The 19133-nt window shown below is 61.7% G+C and carries 17 protein-coding genes; 3 read left to right on the top strand and 14 right to left on the bottom strand.

Translation table 11 applies throughout. The features are described 5' to 3' along the window. Window positions 1–35 precede the first annotated feature (35 nt). The 9 genes from ACM6JQ_RS26255 to ACM6JQ_RS26295 form a co-directional block, all read right to left on the bottom strand. Complete coding sequence (locus ACM6JQ_RS26255; protein WP_007912527.1) at window positions 36–725, bottom strand: GntR family transcriptional regulator; 690 nt, start codon at window positions 723–725, stop codon at window positions 36–38. A 231-nt stretch (window positions 726–956) separates the two neighbouring features. Beyond that, window positions 957–1616, bottom strand: coding sequence for a DUF799 domain-containing protein (locus ACM6JQ_RS26260; RefSeq protein ID WP_007912525.1), 660 nt, complete (start codon window positions 1614–1616; stop codon window positions 957–959). Beyond that, the gene (locus ACM6JQ_RS26265; RefSeq protein ID WP_123375060.1) at window positions 1613–1984 is read right to left on the bottom strand and encodes a DUF4810 domain-containing protein; all 372 of its coding nucleotides are present in this window, start codon (window positions 1982–1984) and stop codon (window positions 1613–1615) included. Before ACM6JQ_RS26265 ends, ACM6JQ_RS26260 begins: the two co-directional genes overlap by 4 nt. Window positions 1985–2013: 29 nt before the next feature. Beyond that, window positions 2014–2700: a CsgG/HfaB family protein gene (locus ACM6JQ_RS26270; RefSeq protein ID WP_161986630.1), complete on the bottom strand. Its 687-nt coding sequence runs from the start codon at window positions 2698–2700 to the stop codon at window positions 2014–2016. A gap of 261 nt (window positions 2701–2961) precedes the next feature. Then, on the bottom strand, window positions 2962–6060 hold the full coding sequence (locus ACM6JQ_RS26275; RefSeq protein ID WP_414894939.1) for an error-prone DNA polymerase: 3099 nt from the start codon (window positions 6058–6060) through the stop codon (window positions 2962–2964). Next, window positions 6036–7451: a Y-family DNA polymerase gene (locus ACM6JQ_RS26280; protein WP_414894940.1), complete on the bottom strand. Its 1416-nt coding sequence runs from the start codon at window positions 7449–7451 to the stop codon at window positions 6036–6038. Before ACM6JQ_RS26280 ends, ACM6JQ_RS26275 begins: the two co-directional genes overlap by 25 nt. Before the next feature lie 7 nt (window positions 7452–7458). Beyond that, entirely contained in the window at window positions 7459–8076 is a 618-nt protein-coding gene (gene imuA, locus ACM6JQ_RS26285) for a translesion DNA synthesis-associated protein ImuA (RefSeq protein ID WP_007912516.1), read from the bottom strand. Then, window positions 8076–8693 carry a transcriptional repressor LexA gene (gene lexA, locus ACM6JQ_RS26290; protein ID WP_007912515.1) on the bottom strand — a complete coding sequence of 206 codons (618 nt, stop codon included), beginning with the start codon at window positions 8691–8693 and terminating at the stop codon, window positions 8076–8078. Before lexA ends, imuA begins: the two co-directional genes overlap by 1 nt. A 187-nt stretch (window positions 8694–8880) precedes the next feature. Further along, window positions 8881–9798, bottom strand: a complete 918-nt coding sequence (locus ACM6JQ_RS26295; protein WP_007912513.1) for a LysR family transcriptional regulator — start codon at window positions 9796–9798, stop codon at window positions 8881–8883. A gap of 103 nt (window positions 9799–9901) precedes the next feature. On the opposite strand from ACM6JQ_RS26295, the gene ACM6JQ_RS26300 reads away from it, so the two are divergent. The 3 genes from ACM6JQ_RS26300 to ACM6JQ_RS26310 all read left to right on the top strand — a co-directional run bounded on the left by ACM6JQ_RS26300 (window position 9902) and on the right by ACM6JQ_RS26310 (window position 14398). Beyond that, window positions 9902–11644 (top strand): amidohydrolase, encoded by a 1743-nt coding sequence (locus tag ACM6JQ_RS26300; protein ID WP_414894941.1) that lies wholly within the window; start codon window positions 9902–9904, stop codon window positions 11642–11644. A gap of 147 nt (window positions 11645–11791) precedes the next feature. Next, complete coding sequence (locus tag ACM6JQ_RS26305) at window positions 11792–12529, top strand: TorF family putative porin (protein WP_414894942.1); 738 nt, start codon at window positions 11792–11794, stop codon at window positions 12527–12529. Between the two features lie 210 nt (window positions 12530–12739). Next, entirely contained in the window at window positions 12740–14398 is a 1659-nt protein-coding gene (locus tag ACM6JQ_RS26310; protein WP_414894943.1) for a phosphoethanolamine transferase, read from the top strand. Between the two features lie 123 nt (window positions 14399–14521). Here the strand turns inward: ACM6JQ_RS26310 and ACM6JQ_RS26315 are convergent, their stop codons facing one another. The 5 genes from ACM6JQ_RS26315 to ACM6JQ_RS26335 form a co-directional block, all read right to left on the bottom strand. Continuing rightward, window positions 14522–14800, bottom strand: coding sequence for a DUF971 domain-containing protein (locus tag ACM6JQ_RS26315; RefSeq protein WP_007912501.1), 279 nt, complete (start codon window positions 14798–14800; stop codon window positions 14522–14524). Continuing rightward, the gene (locus tag ACM6JQ_RS26320; RefSeq protein ID WP_414894944.1) at window positions 14797–15759 is read right to left on the bottom strand and encodes a HEAT repeat domain-containing protein; all 963 of its coding nucleotides are present in this window, start codon (window positions 15757–15759) and stop codon (window positions 14797–14799) included. Before ACM6JQ_RS26320 ends, ACM6JQ_RS26315 begins: the two co-directional genes overlap by 4 nt. Then, window positions 15756–16604 (bottom strand): ABC transporter ATP-binding protein, encoded by an 849-nt coding sequence (locus tag ACM6JQ_RS26325; RefSeq protein WP_414894945.1) that lies wholly within the window; start codon window positions 16602–16604, stop codon window positions 15756–15758. Before ACM6JQ_RS26325 ends, ACM6JQ_RS26320 begins: the two co-directional genes overlap by 4 nt. Further along, a complete protein-coding gene (locus ACM6JQ_RS26330; protein ID WP_007949828.1) occupies window positions 16604–17383 on the bottom strand; it encodes an ABC transporter permease in 780 nt (259 codons plus the stop codon). Before ACM6JQ_RS26330 ends, ACM6JQ_RS26325 begins: the two co-directional genes overlap by 1 nt. A gap of 222 nt (window positions 17384–17605) precedes the next feature. Further along, on the bottom strand, window positions 17606–19030 hold the full coding sequence (locus ACM6JQ_RS26335) for an ABC transporter substrate-binding protein (RefSeq protein ID WP_176472342.1): 1425 nt from the start codon (window positions 19028–19030) through the stop codon (window positions 17606–17608). Between the last annotated feature and the right edge of the window lie 103 nt (window positions 19031–19133).

Raw genomic sequence — 19133 nt, forward strand, 5'->3', positions numbered from 1 at the left:
TATGAGGTATAGCCGATTTCATCCTCGCCCGAAGCCTAAACCCCGATCAGGTGTTTGAGCGGATGGTAGCCAGTTTTCATTTTGGCGGCGACGTCGAGAATGGCCTTCTCGATGCCGTTGAGATGCGTGCAGGTCAATTCGATGGCAGCGCTCTGATTACCGGCCTCGATGTATTCGATCAGACGCAGGTGCTCGTCGTCGCGGCAGACTTCATGGCTGTCGTCGTCCAGCGCCGCAGCATACAACGAGGCACGGGAAATCAACTTCTGGAACCAGTCAAGCAGCACCGGATTATTCAGGCTGCGCGCCAGTTTGATGTGGAACTCGCCGAGCAGATGAATCAGCCGCTCGTGGTCACCAGCGGCGTGCGCTTCGTCTTCCAGCAGCAGGTGTTCGCGCAGGTCCTGCATCGCGGCGGTGTCCTTGCGCCGGCACAGTTCAGTGACGATGCCGATTTCGATAAGGCGGCGGGTTTCGAACAGCGAACGGATCTCTTCGTTGCTCGGCAGCGACACCGATGCCCCTTTGTTGGGCTCAGTGGTGACCAGTCCGTCGGCCTCCAATTGCTTCAATGCGGCGCGCACCGACGTGCGGCTGACATTGAATAACTCGGCCAGCGAGGCCTCGCCCAGCTTCATCCCAGGGCGCAACGAACGCTTGCTGATCGCCTCGTAAACCCCTTGGTAGACGCGGTCGACCGTGGTTTCCGGTTTCTTTTCGGTCATTTGGGCACTCCTTTAACGTCGAGCAACTGAGTGTCACGCAGGATATAGCCTTCGACGTCGAGATGCAGGGTCTTGATTGCACGTTGATTGCGGATCCCCCATGGGGGCGGCGTCGCTCTATCTATCTGCTCGTTGCAAGCAGGACACATGTGTTGGGAGGGGGGCGGTGAGCAGGCTCACTCCTGCGTTTGATCGTTCCCACGCAGAGCGTGGGAACGATCAGTACCGGCTTCAGTCAGTGCCGTACTTCGGCGAACGCGGGCCGTACAGCAGGCCTGCCCGATGGCCGGCCGAAAGCAGACGATTGCTCGCCACTCCGGCAATCGGGTAGCCGGCATCGGTGGAGCTGTTGATGATTTGCTTCACTGCCGCCGAGATCAGCATGCCGACGATACCGCCGGCATTGCTATTGCCGCCCTCTTCGCTCGACGCCCGGGCCGAACCGGTCCACAGCGTCGTGCCGCTTTTCAGGTCGACCAGTTTCGCCGTCGCGGTCACTGCCGTTTCGCTGCTGATCACCATGTAACGCGTACCGTATTCGGTCACGGTGATGTACAGCGCAGCGTCCGCACCGAAGATCTCCTTCAGTTTGCTCGGCGGGGCCTGATGGATGTCGTCCGGGGTGGTCAGACCGTTCTGGCGGAACGTCTCGTCAACCAGCGCGATCGGCAGCACGTAATAACCGGCTTCGGCCAGCGGGAAGGTCACCTGCGACAACAGGCTGTACGACGCCTTCACATCCGGCGAAGTGTTCAGCGGAGGCAGCACCAGAATGGTTTTCGGCCGCGCCTGTTTGTAGGCCGAGTAATCCACGGTCTTGGGCGCAACGCAGCCACCCAGCACGGTCAGGGCCAGACCGGCGGCCAGCAGTTTCAAGGTGCGCGCGATCATTTCGCGTCTCCGCTCTTGGCGTTTTTGAGCAGGAAATCCATGTACGTCCCGGATTCGGGGAACAGGGTTTTCTCGGTTTTGAACTGCTGCACCATCTGGTCGTCCTTGCCCATGCTCAGATAGAGCAGGCCAAGGTGCGCGTGGTAACCCGGCGGTACGGCCTTGCCGGTGGAGCGGATTTTCTGCAGGTCACGTTCCAGCGCTTCGGCCTGGGCTTCTTTCGGCTCTTCGCCTTTGAAGTATTCGTAGACCTGGGGCTCGTAACCTTCCCACTGGTACAGGGTTTGCGGGCCGGAGGCACAGCCGGCCAGCAAGGCACTGGCGGCCAGGGTCAGCGCCATTAACGAGCGCGACAAATTCAGAATCATGGGGTGTTGCTCCTTGCAATGGGCGTCGATCAGTTGCCCGGTTTCCAGGCACCGGCGTTCATGCCATCGACCAGACGATTGATCGCCTCGCGCATGGCCAGATCCAGTACTTTGCCGTTGAGGGTGGAGTCGTAGGCAGCGGTGCCGCCGAAGCCGATGATTTCGCGGTTGGACAAGGCGTATTCGCCGGCGCCCTGGGTCGAATAGACCACTTCGGAAGTGCTGATGTTGACGATGTTCAGGTTGACCTTGGCGTAGGCCACTTGAGTCTTGCCACGACCAAGAATGCCGAACAACTGGTGATCGCCAGTCTCTTTGCGGCCGAACTCGGTGACGTCACCGGTGACCACGTAATCAGCGCCTTTCAAGCGTTGGGCCTGGCCCTTGATCGCGGCTTCCTGCTGGATTTCACCCATGTTGTCGCGATCCAGCACGCTGAAGCGGTTGGTCTGCTGCAAGTGGGTGATGAGGATGGTCTTGGCCTGACCGCCGAGACGGTCAACGCCGTCGGAGAAGATCCCGCGCATGTAGCTGGAACGGTTGTCGAACTTGCCCACGGCCATTGGCACACGAACGCCGGTCCAGACTTGAGTGGCGCTTTCAACCTTGGCCACCGGCAGCGCGCGGGAGCTTTCGGTGGCGCAACCGGCGAGTGTGCCGGCAATCGTGCCGAGCACAGCAATCGCGACGCCTGAAACCAGCATCCGGGAGATCATTCTCACTGAATATTCCTTTTGAAAAACGGGGATGTCCCACCACGGCAATGCGCGGCGGGAGTTGAAAAGGGGCGGCATTATGACAAAGTGCCATCATTCGCGACAGGTTTTTTTGACGCCAATGAATTGGCCGTCTTGAACATTGATCGTTCCCACGCTCTGCGTGGGAATGCAGCCACGGACGCTCCGCGTCCGCTGTGACGCGGAGCGTCACGGGAAGCGTTACCACGCAGAGCGTGGGAACGATCAGATCAGGGCGCGCTAATGGAAATCGCGGCTCTGCACGCGGATGCCATTAAGCAGCGGGCTGAGGTCGCTCAAACGCCCGGCGATCAGGTGGCGCACTTCGCCTTCGCGCTCCCAGCGGCCATCGACCTTGAGCAATTGCGAACCGACCAGCACTTGCCGCTGACGCTCGGCCAGATCACGCCAGACCACCACGTTGACGTTGCCGAATTCGTCTTCCAGGGTCACGAAGGTCACGCCACTGGCGGTGCCCGGTCGTTGCCGCCCGGTGACCAGCCCGGCGACGCTCACCGGCCGGCCGTGCTCGACGTCGAGCAATTCCTGAGAACTGCGACAGCGCCGCGCCTTGAGTTCGCCACGCAACAGCGCCAACGGATGCGGCCCCAACGTGGTGCCGACGGTGCTGTAATCGGCGTGCAGATCCTCGCCGACACTGGGTTTGGGCAGTTCCACCTCCGCCTCCTCCTGACTCGGCAGCCCGGCAAACAGACCCAACTGCTTCTGCACCCCGGCCACTTCCCAGCGCGCCCGATGCCGATGCCCGGCCAAACCGCGCAACGCCCCGGAATCGGCCAGTAACGCCTGCGCCCGACTGTCGAGTGCGGCCCGTTCGCCCAGATCGGCGACATCGGCAAACGCCCCACGCGCCCGCGCCGCTTCGATGCGCCGGGCATCGTCTTCGCGAAAGCCCTTGATCATGCGCAGACCCATACGGATCGCCGGTTGCGCCGCTGTGGTGGTTTCCAGGCTGCAATCCCAGTCACTGGCGCGCACGTCGACCGGGCGGATTTGCAACTGGTGTCGGCGCGCGTCCTGGAGAATCTGATCCGGGCTGTAGAAACCCATCGGCCAGCTGTTGATCAGCGCACAGGCGAACGCCGCCGGTTCGTGGCACTTGAGCCAGCAACTGGCGTAGGTCAGCAAGGCGAAACTGGCGGCGTGGGATTCGGGGAAGCCGTAGCTGCCGAAGCCTTTGATCTGCTCGAAAATCTGCGCGGCGAACTCCGGCGTGTAACCGTTTTTCTTCATGCCGGCGGCGAGGCGTTCCTTGTGCGGTTCCAATCCGCCATGGCGTTTCCACGCGGCCATCGAGCGGCGCAACTGATCGGCCTCGCCGGGGCTGTAGTCGGCGGCGACGATAGCGATCTGCATCACCTGTTCCTGAAACAGCGGCACGCCGAGGGTGCGTTTGAGCACCACTTCCAGCTCCGGTGACGGATAGGTTTCTTTCTCTTCTTTATTGCGCCGGCGCAGGTACGGATGGACCATCCCGCCCTGAATCGGCCCCGGGCGGACGATGGCCACTTCGATCACCAGATCGTAGAACTTCGCCGGTTTCAGACGTGGCAGCATCGACATCTGCGCCCGCGACTCGATCTGGAACACGCCAATGGTGTCGGCGCGGCTGATCATCTCGTAAGTCGGTTTGTCTTCGGCCGGGATCGTCGCCAGACTCAAGTCCATATTGCGATGGCGGCGCAGCAAGTCGAAGCAACGACGGATCGCACTGAGCATGCCGAGGGCGAGGATGTCCACCTTAAGCAGCCCGACCGCGTCGAGGTCATCCTTGTCCCACTGGATGATCGTGCGCTCGGCCATGGCGGCGTTCTCCACCGGCACCAGCGTGTCCAGCGGCTGCTCGGAAATCACGAAACCGCCGGGATGCTGCGACAGGTGCCGGGGGAAACCGATCAACTGCCCGGTCAGGCTCAACACCCGGCGCAGCACCGGGCTGTCCGGGTCGAAGCCGCCTTCGAGCAAACGCTCGACCGGCGGCGTTTCATCGCTCCAGTGGCCGCAGCAATCGGCCAGTGCATTGACCTGATCCGGCGGCAGGCCCAGGGCCTTGGCCACATCGCGCACCGCGCCGGCGGCGTGGTAAGTGCTGACCACCGCCGTCAGCGCCGCGCGACCACGGCCGTAACGGCGGAACACGTATTGCAGGACTTCTTCGCGGCGCTCGTGTTCGAAGTCGACGTCGATGTCCGGCGGCTCGTTGCGCTCCTTGGACATGAAGCGTTCGAACAGCAGTGTGGTGCGATCCGGGTCGATTTCGGTGATGCCCAAGGCAAAACACACCGCCGAGTTGGCCGCCGAGCCCCGGCCCTGACAGAGGATTTTTTGCTCACGAGCAAAGCGCACCACGTCATGCACGGTGAGGAAGTAGCTTTCGTAGCCGAGTTCGGCGATCAGCTTCAGCTCTTTGTTGATCTGCCTCAGCACCTTGAAGGGCGCGCCCTTCTCCCAGCGCCAGGCGATGCCTTCCTTGGTCAGTTGCCTTAGCCAGGAACTGGCGCTGTGTTCCTCGGGCACCAGTTCCTTGGGATATTGATAACGCAATTCGCCGAGATCGAAGGTGCAACGCCGGGCCAGCTTCACCGACTCATCCAGCAAGGCCTGCGGATACAACTCGCGCAACACCTCGACGCTACGCAAATGTCGCTCGCCATTGGGGTGCAAACGCAACCCTGCCTCGGCCACCGGCACGTGATGCCGAATCGCGGTCATGGTGTCCTGCAAGGCGCGGCGGCCACGGGCGTGCATATGCACATCGCCGCTGGCCACGGCTGGAATCTGCAACTCGGCGGCCAGCCCCAACAACGCCGCCAGCCGCTGCTGATCGTCCTGGCCACGATGCAATTGCACCGCCAGCCACAGGCGTTCGGCGAAGGTCTGCTGCAGCCAACGGCCCTCTTCTACCTGATCAAGCGAGTCCGGCACCCACAACACCAGCAATCCCGGCAGCGCTTCGTCGAAGTCCTCGCGCAACACCTGATACTGGCCTTTTTGCGTGCGCCGCCGCGCGCGCGTGATCAAACCGCACAGCGCTTGATAGCCTGCAAGGTTCTCCACCAGCAACAGCAGTTTCGGGCCGTTGTCGATGCGCACTTCACTGCCGATGATCAGCGGCAACTCAACGGACTTCGCCGCTTGCCAAGCGCGAACGATGCCGGCCAACGTACACTCATCGGTGATCGCCAATGCCTGATAGCCGTGTTTTTTTGCCCGCTGAAACAGCTCCAGCGCACTGGACGCACCGCGTTGAAAACTGAAGTTCGACAGGCAGTGCAGTTCGGCATAACCGTCGCTCATGCAAACCAGCCCTGCAGCCACAACGGACCGCCCTCGCCCACCGCCCGATAAGCCCAGCCCTGCTGACCGGCACGGTTCTGGATCAGGTAATAATCGCGGCGCACATCGTCACCGTCCCACCAGCCCGATTCGATACGTTCCGGCCCCATGAGAATCCGCGCCGAACCCTCTGCCACACTCTGCGGTTCACCCAATAACCAGCCCGGACGCTGCACATTCGGCAAGCCTGCGCAGCGCTGTTTGTCGACGCCGTGCTGCCACGCACACTCCGGACGATGATCAGCCTGAAAGCGCAGCCCCTGCACGGCGTCATCACCCAAGCGTGCACGCAAGCGTTCGCGCAATTGCTCCCAGGGCAAGGTCTGCTGCGGACGGTCGTCGAACAGTTCCTGAAACTGCGGCACGAAGCTCGGCAGGTCCTCGGCACGCAGACGAAAACCACGCACGGGCGCCTCGACCTGCACTTGCTCGAGCCGACCACGGGCCAGTTCGAAGAGCATCGCCGGATCACGTTCGGCGCTGAGCAAACCGACTTTGATCACGCTGTCCGGCAGCCCGGCGTGTTCCAGATGCAGGTCGAAACGCTGCACGCCGCTGTCGCGCCCGCAGAGGAACGCCGACAGATCGCCAGTCAAACGCCGTAGCGGAAACAGCAGCGCCTGATGGGATTGCACGTCAAAGTTGAGTTCGATGCGCACATCGAAACGATCGGGCGGCAAGTAAAATTCCAGCGCCAAGGGTCGCGCGCCAAACAAGGTGTCGAGGTGCTTGAGCATCTGCGCTTCGAAGCGTCGGGCCAGCGCCTGACGCGGCAGGCTCTGCACCTGACTGAGGTTGCGCAAGCCCATGCGCGACAACGCCGTGGCCACGCTCGGCTCCAGGCCGACACGGTCGACGGGCAACTGGCCGAGGCGATGCTGCAAGGCTTCGCCGTCCGGCACCACCAAGCCATCGTAAGCATTGGCCAGTACCCGCGCCGCCACCGGATTCGGTGCGGCAACGATGCGATGGCGAAAGCCCAGATCGCTCAGTTCCTTGCGCAACCGTGCTTCAAACTGCGCCCAGGAACCGAACAGCCCCAGGCTCGATTCGATTTCGAATACCACGGCGCGCGGGTAATGCACGCTGACCTGCGCGCTGAAACCGTAGGCCCACGCGGCAAGAAACTGCTGCCAGTGCTCGACCTCGGCCACCTCGTAATCGGCGGTGGCAAACCCTTTGCTCATCGCTTGGGCGGCGGTCATCGACTGGCCAGCGCGCAACCCGAGTTTGCGCGCCGCCGGGTTGACCGCTTGCAGCACTCGACGCTGGGCCGGGCCGCTGAGCAGCACCAACGGCTCATCAGGATCGGGGCGCTGACGCAGCACGGCATCAAGGGCCAATTGCGGGAACAGAATACACACCCAGCGCATGGCGACCTCAGTGACCCACGGCAAAGGCAATCGGCGCCGCACGCGCCAAACCGCCACGGCACTTGAGCACGCGCAACTGCGCGGGTTTGGCATCGATGGCAATCCGTAATGCCGCCGGTGACGGATTGACCGCTTCGCTCAACGGACGCCAGGCAAACGCCAGGGTCTGGCCGGTTTCCGCCGCCACCTGCAAACGCCGCAACGCGCGGTCATCAGCCTTGTGCGGCCAGCACAGCACCGCGCCGCAACTGCCTGAACGCAGGCATTGTTCCGCCGCCCACAAGGCATCGCGTTCACTGGCCTGAATCACCGACAACTGACGCAGATCGACCCCGGCGTTCTCCCACGCCTGCGGGTACGGCACGAATGGCGGCGCCACCAGCACAATGCGCTCGCCCGCCGCCGACAACCGCGCCAGCGTCGGCCAGACCAGTTGCAGTTCGCCGACACCGGGGCCGGCCAACAGGATTTCGCTCAGCGCCGCTTCCGGCCAGCCACCACTGGGCAATGCTGCGTCGAGCGCGGCGTGCCCGGTGGGTTGCGGACTGGCGGCCGGCGGCGCAGGCCGGCCCCTCCAGACCTGGCCGCCATTGAACAGCGTATCCAACGCAACGACGGCGCCCATCAGCCTTGCCTCACCAGACCGCAGAACACCCCTTCGATGGCCAGATCCTGATCGTCGCGCACGACAATCGGCTGGTACGCCGGGTTGCGCGGCAACAGCCGCACTTCATCGCCGAGCCGTTCGAAGCGTTTGATAGTGACTTCACCGTCGAGCCGCGCCACGACGATCTGGCCGTTGAGCGCTTCGGGATTGCGCCGTACGCCGACCAGATCACCGTCGAGAATGCCGTCCTCGATCATCGAATCGCCCTGCACCCGCAGCATGTAGTCGGGTGTGCGCGAGAACAGCGCCGGGTCGAGCAGCAAGCGGCTATGGATGTCGGCATCGGCGCCAATTGGTGCACCGGCAGCGACGCGGCCGAGCACGGGGATGTCGAGCAACTCCGGGCGTGGCGGTTGCCCGAGCAGGCGAATGCCGCGGGCCTGATGCGGATTGACCTCGATAAAACCGGCTTCGGTCAGCGCGAGCACGTGCTTGCGCGCCACGCTACGCGAGGCGAAACCAAAAGCCTCGCTGATTTCAGCGAGGCTTGGGGGCTGACCGTGTTCGGCGATTCGATCGCGGATAAACGTCAGGATGGCGGTACGGCGGGGAGTCAGGTTCGTCATGGAGTACATTTGTACTCCTGTAGGATTTTCCTGACAAGCGCCACAGGTCGGCCCACCCCACGTTGATCGTTCCCACGCTCCGCGTGGGAATGCAGCCCGTGACGCTCCGCGTCACTGGACGCAGAGCGTCCCTAGAGGCATTCCCACGCAGAGCGTGGGAACGATCAGTACGATCAGTACGATCAGTGCGGGGGAGTCAGTTAAGGCCGCGTTCTGCGAGAAATGCTGAGATGTAATCGATGAAGGCAACGACCTTCGCCGTGGCCCGGCGGTGGCTCGGGTACACCGCCAGAATGTGCGGGCCAAAGGTGTCCGGGTCGATCTCGTAATCGGCCATGACCCGCACCAGTCGCCCGTCGGCAATGTACGGCGCGGCGCTCCACAACGGCGTGTGCAGCAAACCGCGCCCGGCCAAGGCACTGGCCAGCAACAAATCGTAATTGTCACTGCGCAACAACGGCGCTGCGGGTTGTGCCAGACTCAAACGCTGCCCGTCACGCTCGGCCCACCAGAATTCGCGGCTGAGTAACGGGTGCTGATAGAGCAGCCATTCATGCTGCTCAAGGGTTTGCGGGTTGACCGGCAAATCCTTGCGCGCCAGATATTCCGGGCTGGCGCACAACGCCAGACGATTGCTGCCAACCACCCGCGCAATCAGTCCCGGCAAGTCATCGTGGCCCTCACGCAGCGCCAGGTCATAACCACTTTCCAGCAGATTGACGAACGCATCGCACAGATCCACTTGCAAACTGATCTGCGGGTATTGCTGCAAAAATCCGTCACACACTTGATCGAGAAACGCCCGGCCATAGGCCAGCGGGGCGGTGATTTTCAGGCTGCCGCGCAAGCCGTGCTGCAACTGCTCGATTTCCTCGCTGGCCTCATCGAGTCGCTGCAACACCAACCGTGCGGTTTCCAGGTACACCCGACCGATTTCGGTGAGCAGAATCCGCCGCGTGCTGCGCTCGAACAGCCGTGCGCCCAGCTCCGATTCCAGGTGATTGACCGCTTTGGTCAGCGCCGACGGGGTCTTGCCCAACTGCTCGGCGGCGCGGCTGAAACTGCCGAGCTGCGCGGTGACCACGAACATTTTCAATGCACCCAACTTGTCCATGCTTTTTCCATTCAGGCAAAAACGTTTTTCGCGAGGGAGGCGTTCTGTCGGCCGTCGCCAGCCACTAATCTCGCCATCAGACGCAATAACAAGGAAATCTTCAATGAAAAGATTCATCCCGAAGCTGTTGGCTCTCGCTGTAAGTTTTGCCTCGATGGAAGCCATGGCCGCCGCCGATCTGGTGCTGCTCAACGGCAAGATCTTCACCGCCGACCGCACTCAACCCAAGGTGCAAGCCTTGGCCGTGGAGAACGGCAAAGTGCTGAAAGTCGGCACCGATGCGCAGATCAAAGCCTTGATCGAACCCGGCACCCAAGTCATCGACCTCAAGGGCAAAGCGTTGATGCCCGGCCTGATCGACAGCCATTCCCACGCGATTTTCGGTGGACTGGAAATGGTCTCGGCGAACATGGAAGACGAAGTCGTCGACCTCGACGAACTGCAAAAACGCCTGCGCGACTGGCGTGCAAACGGCAAGGCCAAACACGGCGATGTGCTGAGCATTGCCGGCATGAGTTCGGTTTATTGGGCGCAGGCCGAGGCCTTGGGCAACACCTTCAATAGCGGCGAATGGGCCAATGTGCCGGTGGTATTTATCGGCAGCGACCACCACACCGCGTGGGCCAACAATGTGATGCTCAAGCGCGCCGGCATCGACGCCGCACTGCTGAAAACCCTGCCCGACGCGGAAAAAGACACCATCGGCAAGCTGGCCAGCGGCGAGCCGAACGGCTTTGTGGTCGACGCCGGTTGGGATCGGGTCGCCTCGAAAATGCCGGTGCCAAGCCCCGCCGACATGTTGAACGCCGCCAAATCAGCAGTGCGCTATAACAACAGCCTCGGCATCACCGCGTGGATGGACCCGGCCGCCAACGCCGCGCCGGGCGAAGCAGTGTTCGCGCTCAAACCCACCGAGAAAACCGTCGGCGTGCTGCCGGCCTATAAAGCCTTGTCAGAAAGCGGCGATATGAGCGTGCACGTCGCGGCGCTGCTGGTGGCCAACCCGAAAAGCGTACCCGCCGACCTCGACACGCTGGACAAGGTGCGCCAGCAATTCCAAGGCATTCCCAACCTGACCCTGCCCGGCATCAAGATCTTCGCCGACGGCGTGATCGAGTTCCCGGCGCAGAGCGCGGCGATGATCGACCCGTACAGCAACTCGCACAAACAGGGCGAACTGCTGATCGATCCGCAGCATTTCGGCGAACTGGTCAGCGCCATCGACCAGCGCGGCTGGCTGGTGCACATCCACGCGATCGGCGACCGCGCGGTGCGCGAAGCGCTGAACGGCATCGCCCAGGCGCGCAAGGATCGGCAGAGCGGCGTGACCCACTCGATCACTCACTTGCAAATGGTCAACCCGAAAGAGTTCGCCCGCTTCAAGCCGCTCAACGTCATCGCCTCGATGCAGTTGCTATGGGCCAGCGCCGACGACTACACCACCGACATGATCAAGCCTTATGTCAGCGCCCTCGCCTTCCGCTATCAGTACCCGGCGCACTCGCTGCTGAAACAGGGCGCGACGATTGCCGGTGCGAGTGACTGGCCGGTGTCTTCGCCGAACCCGTTCAATGCCATGGCTCAAGCAATTACTCGCGTCGGCCCGTTGGGCGTGCTCAATGCCGATGAGCGTCTGGACCGCGACACTATGTTCTACGCCTACACCGTTAATGCGGCGCGGACGATTGGTCTGGAGAAGCAGATCGGCTCGCTGACGCCGGGCAAACAGGCCGACTTCATCGTGCTCGATCGTGATGTGTTCAGCGTCGATAACAAAGCCCTGCATGACACCAAAGTCCTGCAAACCTGGTTCGGCGGTCGTCAGGTCTACACCGCCACCCAATAACAACAAATCTCCCCCATGTAGGAGCTGCCGCAGGCTGCGATCTTTTGACTTTGATTTTAAAAAACCAAGATCAAAAGATCGCAGCCTGCGGCAGCTCCTACAGGTTTACCTCCTGCCCCCATAACAATCACAACATCGGGACTTCACATGAAAGCCTTGCCCCTGTTCGCCCTGAGTTTCTTGAGCGTGCTGCCCTTGAGCAGCTTTGCGATCCCCTTGAACGATGATTTTGCGCTGTTGGTGGATCTCACTTTAGCCAGCGACTACCGGACCCGTGGCATCTCGCAAACCCAGAATGACCCCGCCGCACAGGCCGGCCTGACCCTCGCGCACAGCAGCGGTCTGTACCTTGGCGCGTGGAGTTCCAACGTCGATTTCGGCGGTGGCCTGAAAACCCGGCAGGAAGTCGATTACTACGGCGGCTGGCTGTGGCAGGCGACCGAGGAGGTCAGCCTCGATCTGGGCTACATCAAATACGCCTACCCCAAGGAAAGCCAGTTCAACCAGAGCGAGGTCTACGGGATTCTCGGCGTTTATGGGGTGAAACTGGCGGCGTATTACTCCAGCGATGCGCCGGGGATCGATAGCAAGCAGAGTTCGCTGTACACCTACATCGGTTATGAAACCGAGTTGCCGTTCGACTCGGGCTTGAAGCTGCGCTACGGCAATATGGATTTCAAGGATCCGCATTTGTATTCGGCGTCCGGGCAGGACGAAGACAGTTATCGCGAATGGGAAGTCAAACTCACCCACAATCTGGCCGGGGTGGTGTTGGGCCTGAGCTACATCGACACCGATCTCTCACAGAGCCAATGCCTGAGCAACTGGGGCTTCAAAGACGTCTGCACCGCCACCGTCGTCGCCAGCGTCAGCAAATCCTTCTGATCCACCGAAATCCCTCTGTAGGAGCTGCCGAAGGCTGCGATCTTTTGATCTTGATGTTAAGAACAACATCAAAAGATCGCAGCCTTCGGCAGCTCCTACAGGAAATGGGGGTCGAACTTGTTACAGGATGTTTACGAATTTTTTACTAATGTTCTTCTACAGTTACCCGCGCAACCGCGTGGTTTTCATTAATGTAGAGGGATGTTAGACATGGCTTTAGGCAACGGACTGCGTTTACCGTCCATCACGCCTACCCGACTGGTGCTGCTGTTTTCCCTGGCGCTGGTGGCGTTGTACAACCTGGCGACCTGGAAGGCGCTGGGCACGCTGATCACCCTGCAGGGCGCGCACAAAGTGGCGTTTTTCGCTTCGTTCGGGCTGTTTTTGTGGGCCGCGATCGCCCTGCTGCTGACCCTGGTGTCGTTCCGCTGGACGCTGAAACCGCTGCTCAGCGTGGTCGCCCTGCTCTCGGCCTGCGCCGCGTATTTCATGAACGAATACGGCATCACCATCGACACGGTGATGATTCAGAATGTCTTCGAAACCAACCCCGCCGAAGCCTGCGCACTGTTCAACGGCAAGCTGCTGGCTTACGTGCTGCTGCTCGGCGTGTTGCCAGCGGCATTGATCTGGCGTTGGCCGGTGAGTTATCGGCCGTTCTTTCGCGGCTTGCTCAACAAGGTGTTGGTGATCATCGCCTGCGTGCTGGTGATCGCTGCGTCGGTGGGCGCGTTCTATTCGACCTACGCGCCGATCTTCCGCGAAGAAGACAAGCTCACCCACTTCATCAACCCGACCAACTACATCTACGCGATCAGCAAATACACCAAGCAACGCCTGGGCATCAAAAAGCACTTCGTGGTGCAGGCCATTGGCGAAGACGCGGTGATGAGCGCCAAGGCGGCCAGCCGCGAGAAGAAATCGCTGATGGTCTTTGTGGTCGGTGAAACCGCCCGCGCCGATCACTTTTCGCTGAACGGTTATACGCGCGAGACCAATCCCGAACTGAGCAAACTGGACATCCTCAACTTCACTCAGGTGCACTCCTGCGGCACGTCAACGGCGGTCTCGGTGCCGTGCATGTTCTCGAAGTTCCCGCGTGAGGATTACAGCGACAAGAAAGGCAAAACCTACGAGGGCCTGCTCGACATTCTCCAGCGCGCCGGCGTGCAAGTGCTGTGGCTGGACAACAACAGCGACTGCAAAGGCACCTGCCTGCGCGTGCCGCATCGCGATATTGCGAAGAACCAGCCGGGGCCGTTCTGCGATGGCAACAACTGCCTCGACGAGGCGCTGCTGCAAGATCTGCAAAGCTATATCGACAGCCTCAAGGGCCACGCGATCATCGTCCTGCATGCCGACGGCAGCCACGGCCCCGAGTACTACGAGCGCTATCCGAAAGACATGGAGCGCTTCAAACCGATCTGCCACACCAATCAACTGGGCAGTTGCAGCGGCGATGAACTGGTCAACGTGTACGACAACACGATTCTCTACACCGACCATTTCCTCGCCAAGGTGATTGAGCTGCTCAAGCGTAATCAGGACTCGCTGGACACGTCGATGGTGTACGTCTCCGATCACGGTGAATCGCTGGGCGAAAACGGTTTGTATCTGCACGCCGCGCCGTATGCGCTGGCACCTGAAGCGCAGACCCATGTGCCGATGGTGATGTGGTTTGGCGACGGCACGCTGGCAAGTGAAGGGATTGATCGCGGGTGTCTGCAAGGCAAGACCGGGCAGGCGGATTTGAGCCACGACAACCTGTTTCATTCGGTGCTGGGGTTGTTTGAGGTGAAGACCTCGGTGTATCAGCCGGGGCTGGATATTTTTCATGGCTGCCGGCCGGCGATGACGGCCACGAATTAACCAAACACTGAAGATCCCTGTGGGAGCTGGCTTGCCAGCGATAAGGCCGGCACATCCGGCATCTGTGTTGACTGACAAGCCGCCATCGCTGGCAAGCCAGCTCCCACAGGGTAAATGGTGCTCTCAGGAGGTGAGGTTTGCCAGATAGGCCCACGGGTAGATGCCGCGTTGGTGGCCGTCGCTGAAGATCAGTTGCACGCCGTAGCCCTGGGGGTTGAGTTCGATCAGGCGCACGCGATCATCGACCATGGGCGTCAGGCCTTTCAGGCGAAACGCGCGGCATTGCGAGCATGGGCACTGGCGGCGCAGTTCGGCGTGGTTGAGCTGTTGTTCGCGGCCGTCCGGCCAGCTCAAACGCAAGGTGCCTTCGCTCTGCGAGTTACCGACTGACAGCGGGTTCATTGCAACTGACTCAAGGCAATGCGCACGGCTTTGCGCACTTCCGGATCGCCGTCATCCTGCGCGGCCTGCAAGGCGGCCACGGCGCCGCGATCATTCAACTCGCCCAAGGCCAGCGCGGCCTCTTTGCGCAGGTTGCTGATGCGATGAGCAAGGGTGTCGATCAGCGCATCCAGCGCCGGTGCGAAACGCAGGCGCCCGAGGCTGCGAGTAGCGCGCAGGCGCACTTGCCAGTAGTCATCGCTCAAGGCTTCGACCAGTGCAGAGCCAGCGTCAATGTGGCCGACCTTGCCCAAGGTCGTCGCGGCTTCTTCGCGCACTTGCCAGGCGGCGTCCTGCAAAGCCTGGCGCAGGGCTGGCAACACTTCGGCGCTGGAGGCCAGTCCCAAAGCGCCAGTCGCAGCACGGCGCACTTCGGTGTCCGGGTCAGCGCTGGCCAATCGTGCCAGGGCGGGCAAAGCGTCGAGTTGCTTGAGCCAGCCAAGCACGCCCACGGCTTCACGACGAACGCTGGCGTCGGCATCGTTCAGCGCCGAAACCGCAGCCGGGGCGGCGTCGGCGAAACGCAACTCACGCAAGGCACGGAACGCAGCGATACGCACACTGACGTCGGCATGATCAGTCCACGGCAAAATCACCTGCCCCGCCGCTTCCGTTTTGAGCAAGCTCAGGCTCTGCGCGGCGGCCGATTGCACGGCGGGCGACGGGTCGGTCAAGGCTTCACACAAGGCTTGCACGACGGCCTCATCTTCCCAGGCTTCCAGCAAACGTGCGGCTTCGGCGCGGACTTCTTCAGCGGGATCTTGCCTCAGGCGATCAACCAGCCAAAGCAAGCCATCCGGCTCTTCCAGATCCGCCAGATCAATCAGCGCAATACGCCGCACACCAGCATCTTCAGCAGTCAGGCGCGGTCGCAGATCGAGAATGTCTTGGTTATCGGTCACAGCAAAAATAGAGGTCATAGGGCAAATCGCGGCAAAGGGTTTTCAGGAGGCAGGCCGAGCGGATTGAGGCGCGGCAGCGGTCGGTCGTTGTCGTGGCGCAGCAGGTCGAGGCAGTGGCGTTTGAGCCGGGAGAACTCGGCGCTGGTGACCAGTTCGCTGGTGCGTGGTCGGGCGAAGTCCAGACGCAGGTCTTCAATGATTCGCCCCGGCCGCGCACTCATCACCAGCAAGCGGTCAGCGAGGAACAGCGCCTCGTCGATGTCGTGAGTGACGAACACCACCGTGGTGCGGATGCGCGTCCAGATGTCCAGCAGCAGTTCCTGCATGTTCAGGCGGGTCAAGGCATCCAGAGCGCCGAACGGCTCATCCATCAGCAACAGACGCGGGCGATTGACCAGCACCCGGGCGATCTCGACGCGTTGCTGCATGCCACCGGAGAGCTGATCGGGCCAGCGTTCGGCGAAACCTTCGAGGCCGACCAGTTTGAGGATTTCGTCAGCGGCGCGATGGCGCTCAGCCTTGCCGATGCCACGCATTTTCAGGCCAAAAGCGACGTTGTCGCGCACAGTGCGCCACGGAAACAGCGTGTGATGCTGGAACACCATGCCGCGCTGCGGTGACGGGCCGAACACCGCCGCGCCATCGACTTTCAGGCTCCCGGCGTGAGCGCTCAAATGCCCGGCCAGAGCGCCGAGCAAGGTCGATTTGCCACAACCGGACGGGCCGAGAATACACACGAACTGGCCGGGTTCGATCTGGCAATCGAGTTCGCGCACCGCTTCGAACGCCTCACGCCCTGCGCCGAGAACGATGGACAACTGGCGGATGTCGATCCGCCCTTCCGGGGTTTGCATCACGCTCATCAGGCTTTTCCTCGCGGTCGATGCCAAGGCGTGAACAACCCGCCCAAGCGTTTGATCAGCAGACTGCTGCCCATGCCCAATACGCCGATCAGCAACATGCCGACGACGATGTCGGCGTAGTTCTGAATGGTGTAGGACTCCCAGGTGTAGTAACCGATGCCGAACTGGCCGGAGATCATTTCCGCCGTCACCAGACAGAACCACGAGGTGCCCATGCCGATCGCCAGCCCCGTGATGATGCTGGGTGCCGCGCCTGGGAGAATCACCTCCAGCAGGATCGCCCGGCGCCCTGCCCCGAGGCTTTTCGCCGAGGCGATCAGTCGTGGGTCGACGCCCTCGACGCCGTGCACGGTGTTGAGCAGGATCGGGAACAGTGCGCCGGTGAAGGTGATGAAGACCATCGACAGTTCAGACGATGGAAACATCAGGATCGCCAATGGAATCCATGCGACTGCAGGGATTGGGCGCACGACTTCCAGTGGTGGCAGCAGCAGGTCTTCGGCCCATTTCGAGCGGCCGATGGCCAGACCGAGGGCGATGCCGATCAGCAGTGCGGCGAGGTAACCGGCGAACACGCGGCTGAGGCTGGCGATCAGGTGTTGCAGGAGCTTGCCGGAGTCGCCGAGACCCAGTGCAGCTTCGATGACGGCCAAGGGTGTTGGCACGTTGGCGAAGGTGACGAGGCCGAGGTTCCAGTGGTGGCTGGCGGCGAGTTGCCAGAACAGCAGACAGAGCAGCAAGGATGCGGCTCTTGATGTCCAGCGGATGGGTGTTTTCATGGAGCGGGTTTCCAGTTCTGGATCTGTGTTGTGGCTGAGATTTACCCCCCTCACCCCAGCCCTCTCCCCCCAAGGGGGGCGAGGCGGAAAGGGAGCCGATCTTCATGCCTTTCAAGCCTGAGTTCGGCTCGGTATTTCCGGTCGGTGTACCTTGCCCAAACACCTCGGTCAGTCCCCTCTCCCTCCGGGAGAGGGCTAGGGTGAGGGGCTCTTGATCTTGAGTCAGCGGGCAGCAACCGCCTGGGCAGTGGCATCGCTGAAATCGAGGACCTTGCCACCCTGCGCCGAGGCATATTGCTGGGCCTGACCCTTGAGCAAAAACGCGCTCAGGCGCCCTTTCGAATCACTGGCAAACCACGCCTGGTCCGCGAGCAGCTTGATCCCGCTGTCACTGGCTTGCGCATACACCGCACGGACGTTTTTGCCTTCCTGCTTCAAAGCCGCCAGTGCAGTGAAGGCAGACTCGGCCGAGGCATAGCGGCGGACTTTGTCCTCACCGCGCACCCAGATTTCCGCAACATGGCTGAAGTCGGTGATTGCGTTACCGGTTGCGGCATCCGTAGCCTTCAGCGGCGTCTGCGCGTAGTTGGCCAACTGCGCCGTGTAATCCAGACCCGACGCCTTGAACGCCGCACGAATGTATTGATCGTCAATGAAGGTATTCAGATCGAGCCCGCGATCAGCCTTCTTCAGCAGCTTCAACGTATCGATAGCCGTGCCGACCGCCTGGCGATATTCCGGCTTCCAGCTCAGGTCGCGGGTCTGCACGCCGAGCGGACCGTGGAACAGGTAATTCACTTCGGCATCGACCCCGGTGACTTTGGCGATCAGCTCGCTGTACTTCTCAGGCTCGGCGGCGAGCAATTGATTGGCCTCGATGCTCGCACGCAGATACGCGACGACAATCTCTGGATATTTTTTGGCGTAAGCCTGATCCACCAGCGCACCATGGAACGTCGGCGCATTGGCCTGGGCGCCGTCGTAGATCTTGCGTGCGAAGCCTCGGCTCGGGAACAGTTCGGCGAACGGCACGAAATCGGCGTGAGCGTCGATCTTGCCGGCCTGCAACGCCGAGCCGGCGACTTCCGGCGGCTGGGCGATGATGTTCACATCCTTGAGCGGATCCCAGCCCTGCGCCGCCACGGCACGCAGCAGCATGCCGTGGGCGGTGGAGGCGAACGGCACGGAAATCGTCTTGCCCTTGAGTTCGCTCAGCGCCTGCACGCCCGACGCGCTCGGCACGACGATGCCGTTGCCGCTGCCCTTGATACTGCCCGAGAGCACGCTGATGAACAGGCTGTGCTTGCCGGCGGTTTCGAACGCAACACCGTTGAACGCACCGGGGAAATCGGCCATGGCGCCGAAGTCGAGTTTGCCGGCAACCATTTCGTTGGTCAGTGGCGCGCCGCTGGTGAAGTTTTTCCACTGAACGTCGTACTTGGCGTCTTTGTAGGTGCCGTCGTGGGGCAGGTATTTGTCGAGCAGGCCGAGTTCACGAATCAACAGCCCGCCAGCGGCGCAGTTGATGGTGGTGTCCTGGGTGCCGATGGCGATGCGGATGGTTTCGGCCGAGGCCGACACGGTGAACGAAGCCAGTACCAGACCGGCGATTGCTGCACGCAACATGAGTGTTTCCCCTCGAATCATTTATTTGAGTTCGTCTCCGCCGCGATCAGGGCGCGGTGGGAAACGAGGGGTTTTCGGTGAATCCAGCGTCCGGGTGTTTCCGGATGGCTTTGGGTTGTCACAG

The sequence above is a fragment of the Pseudomonas sp. IT-232MI5 genome, assembly GCF_949767845.1.
GTDB lineage: Bacteria > Pseudomonadota > Gammaproteobacteria > Pseudomonadales > Pseudomonadaceae > Aquipseudomonas.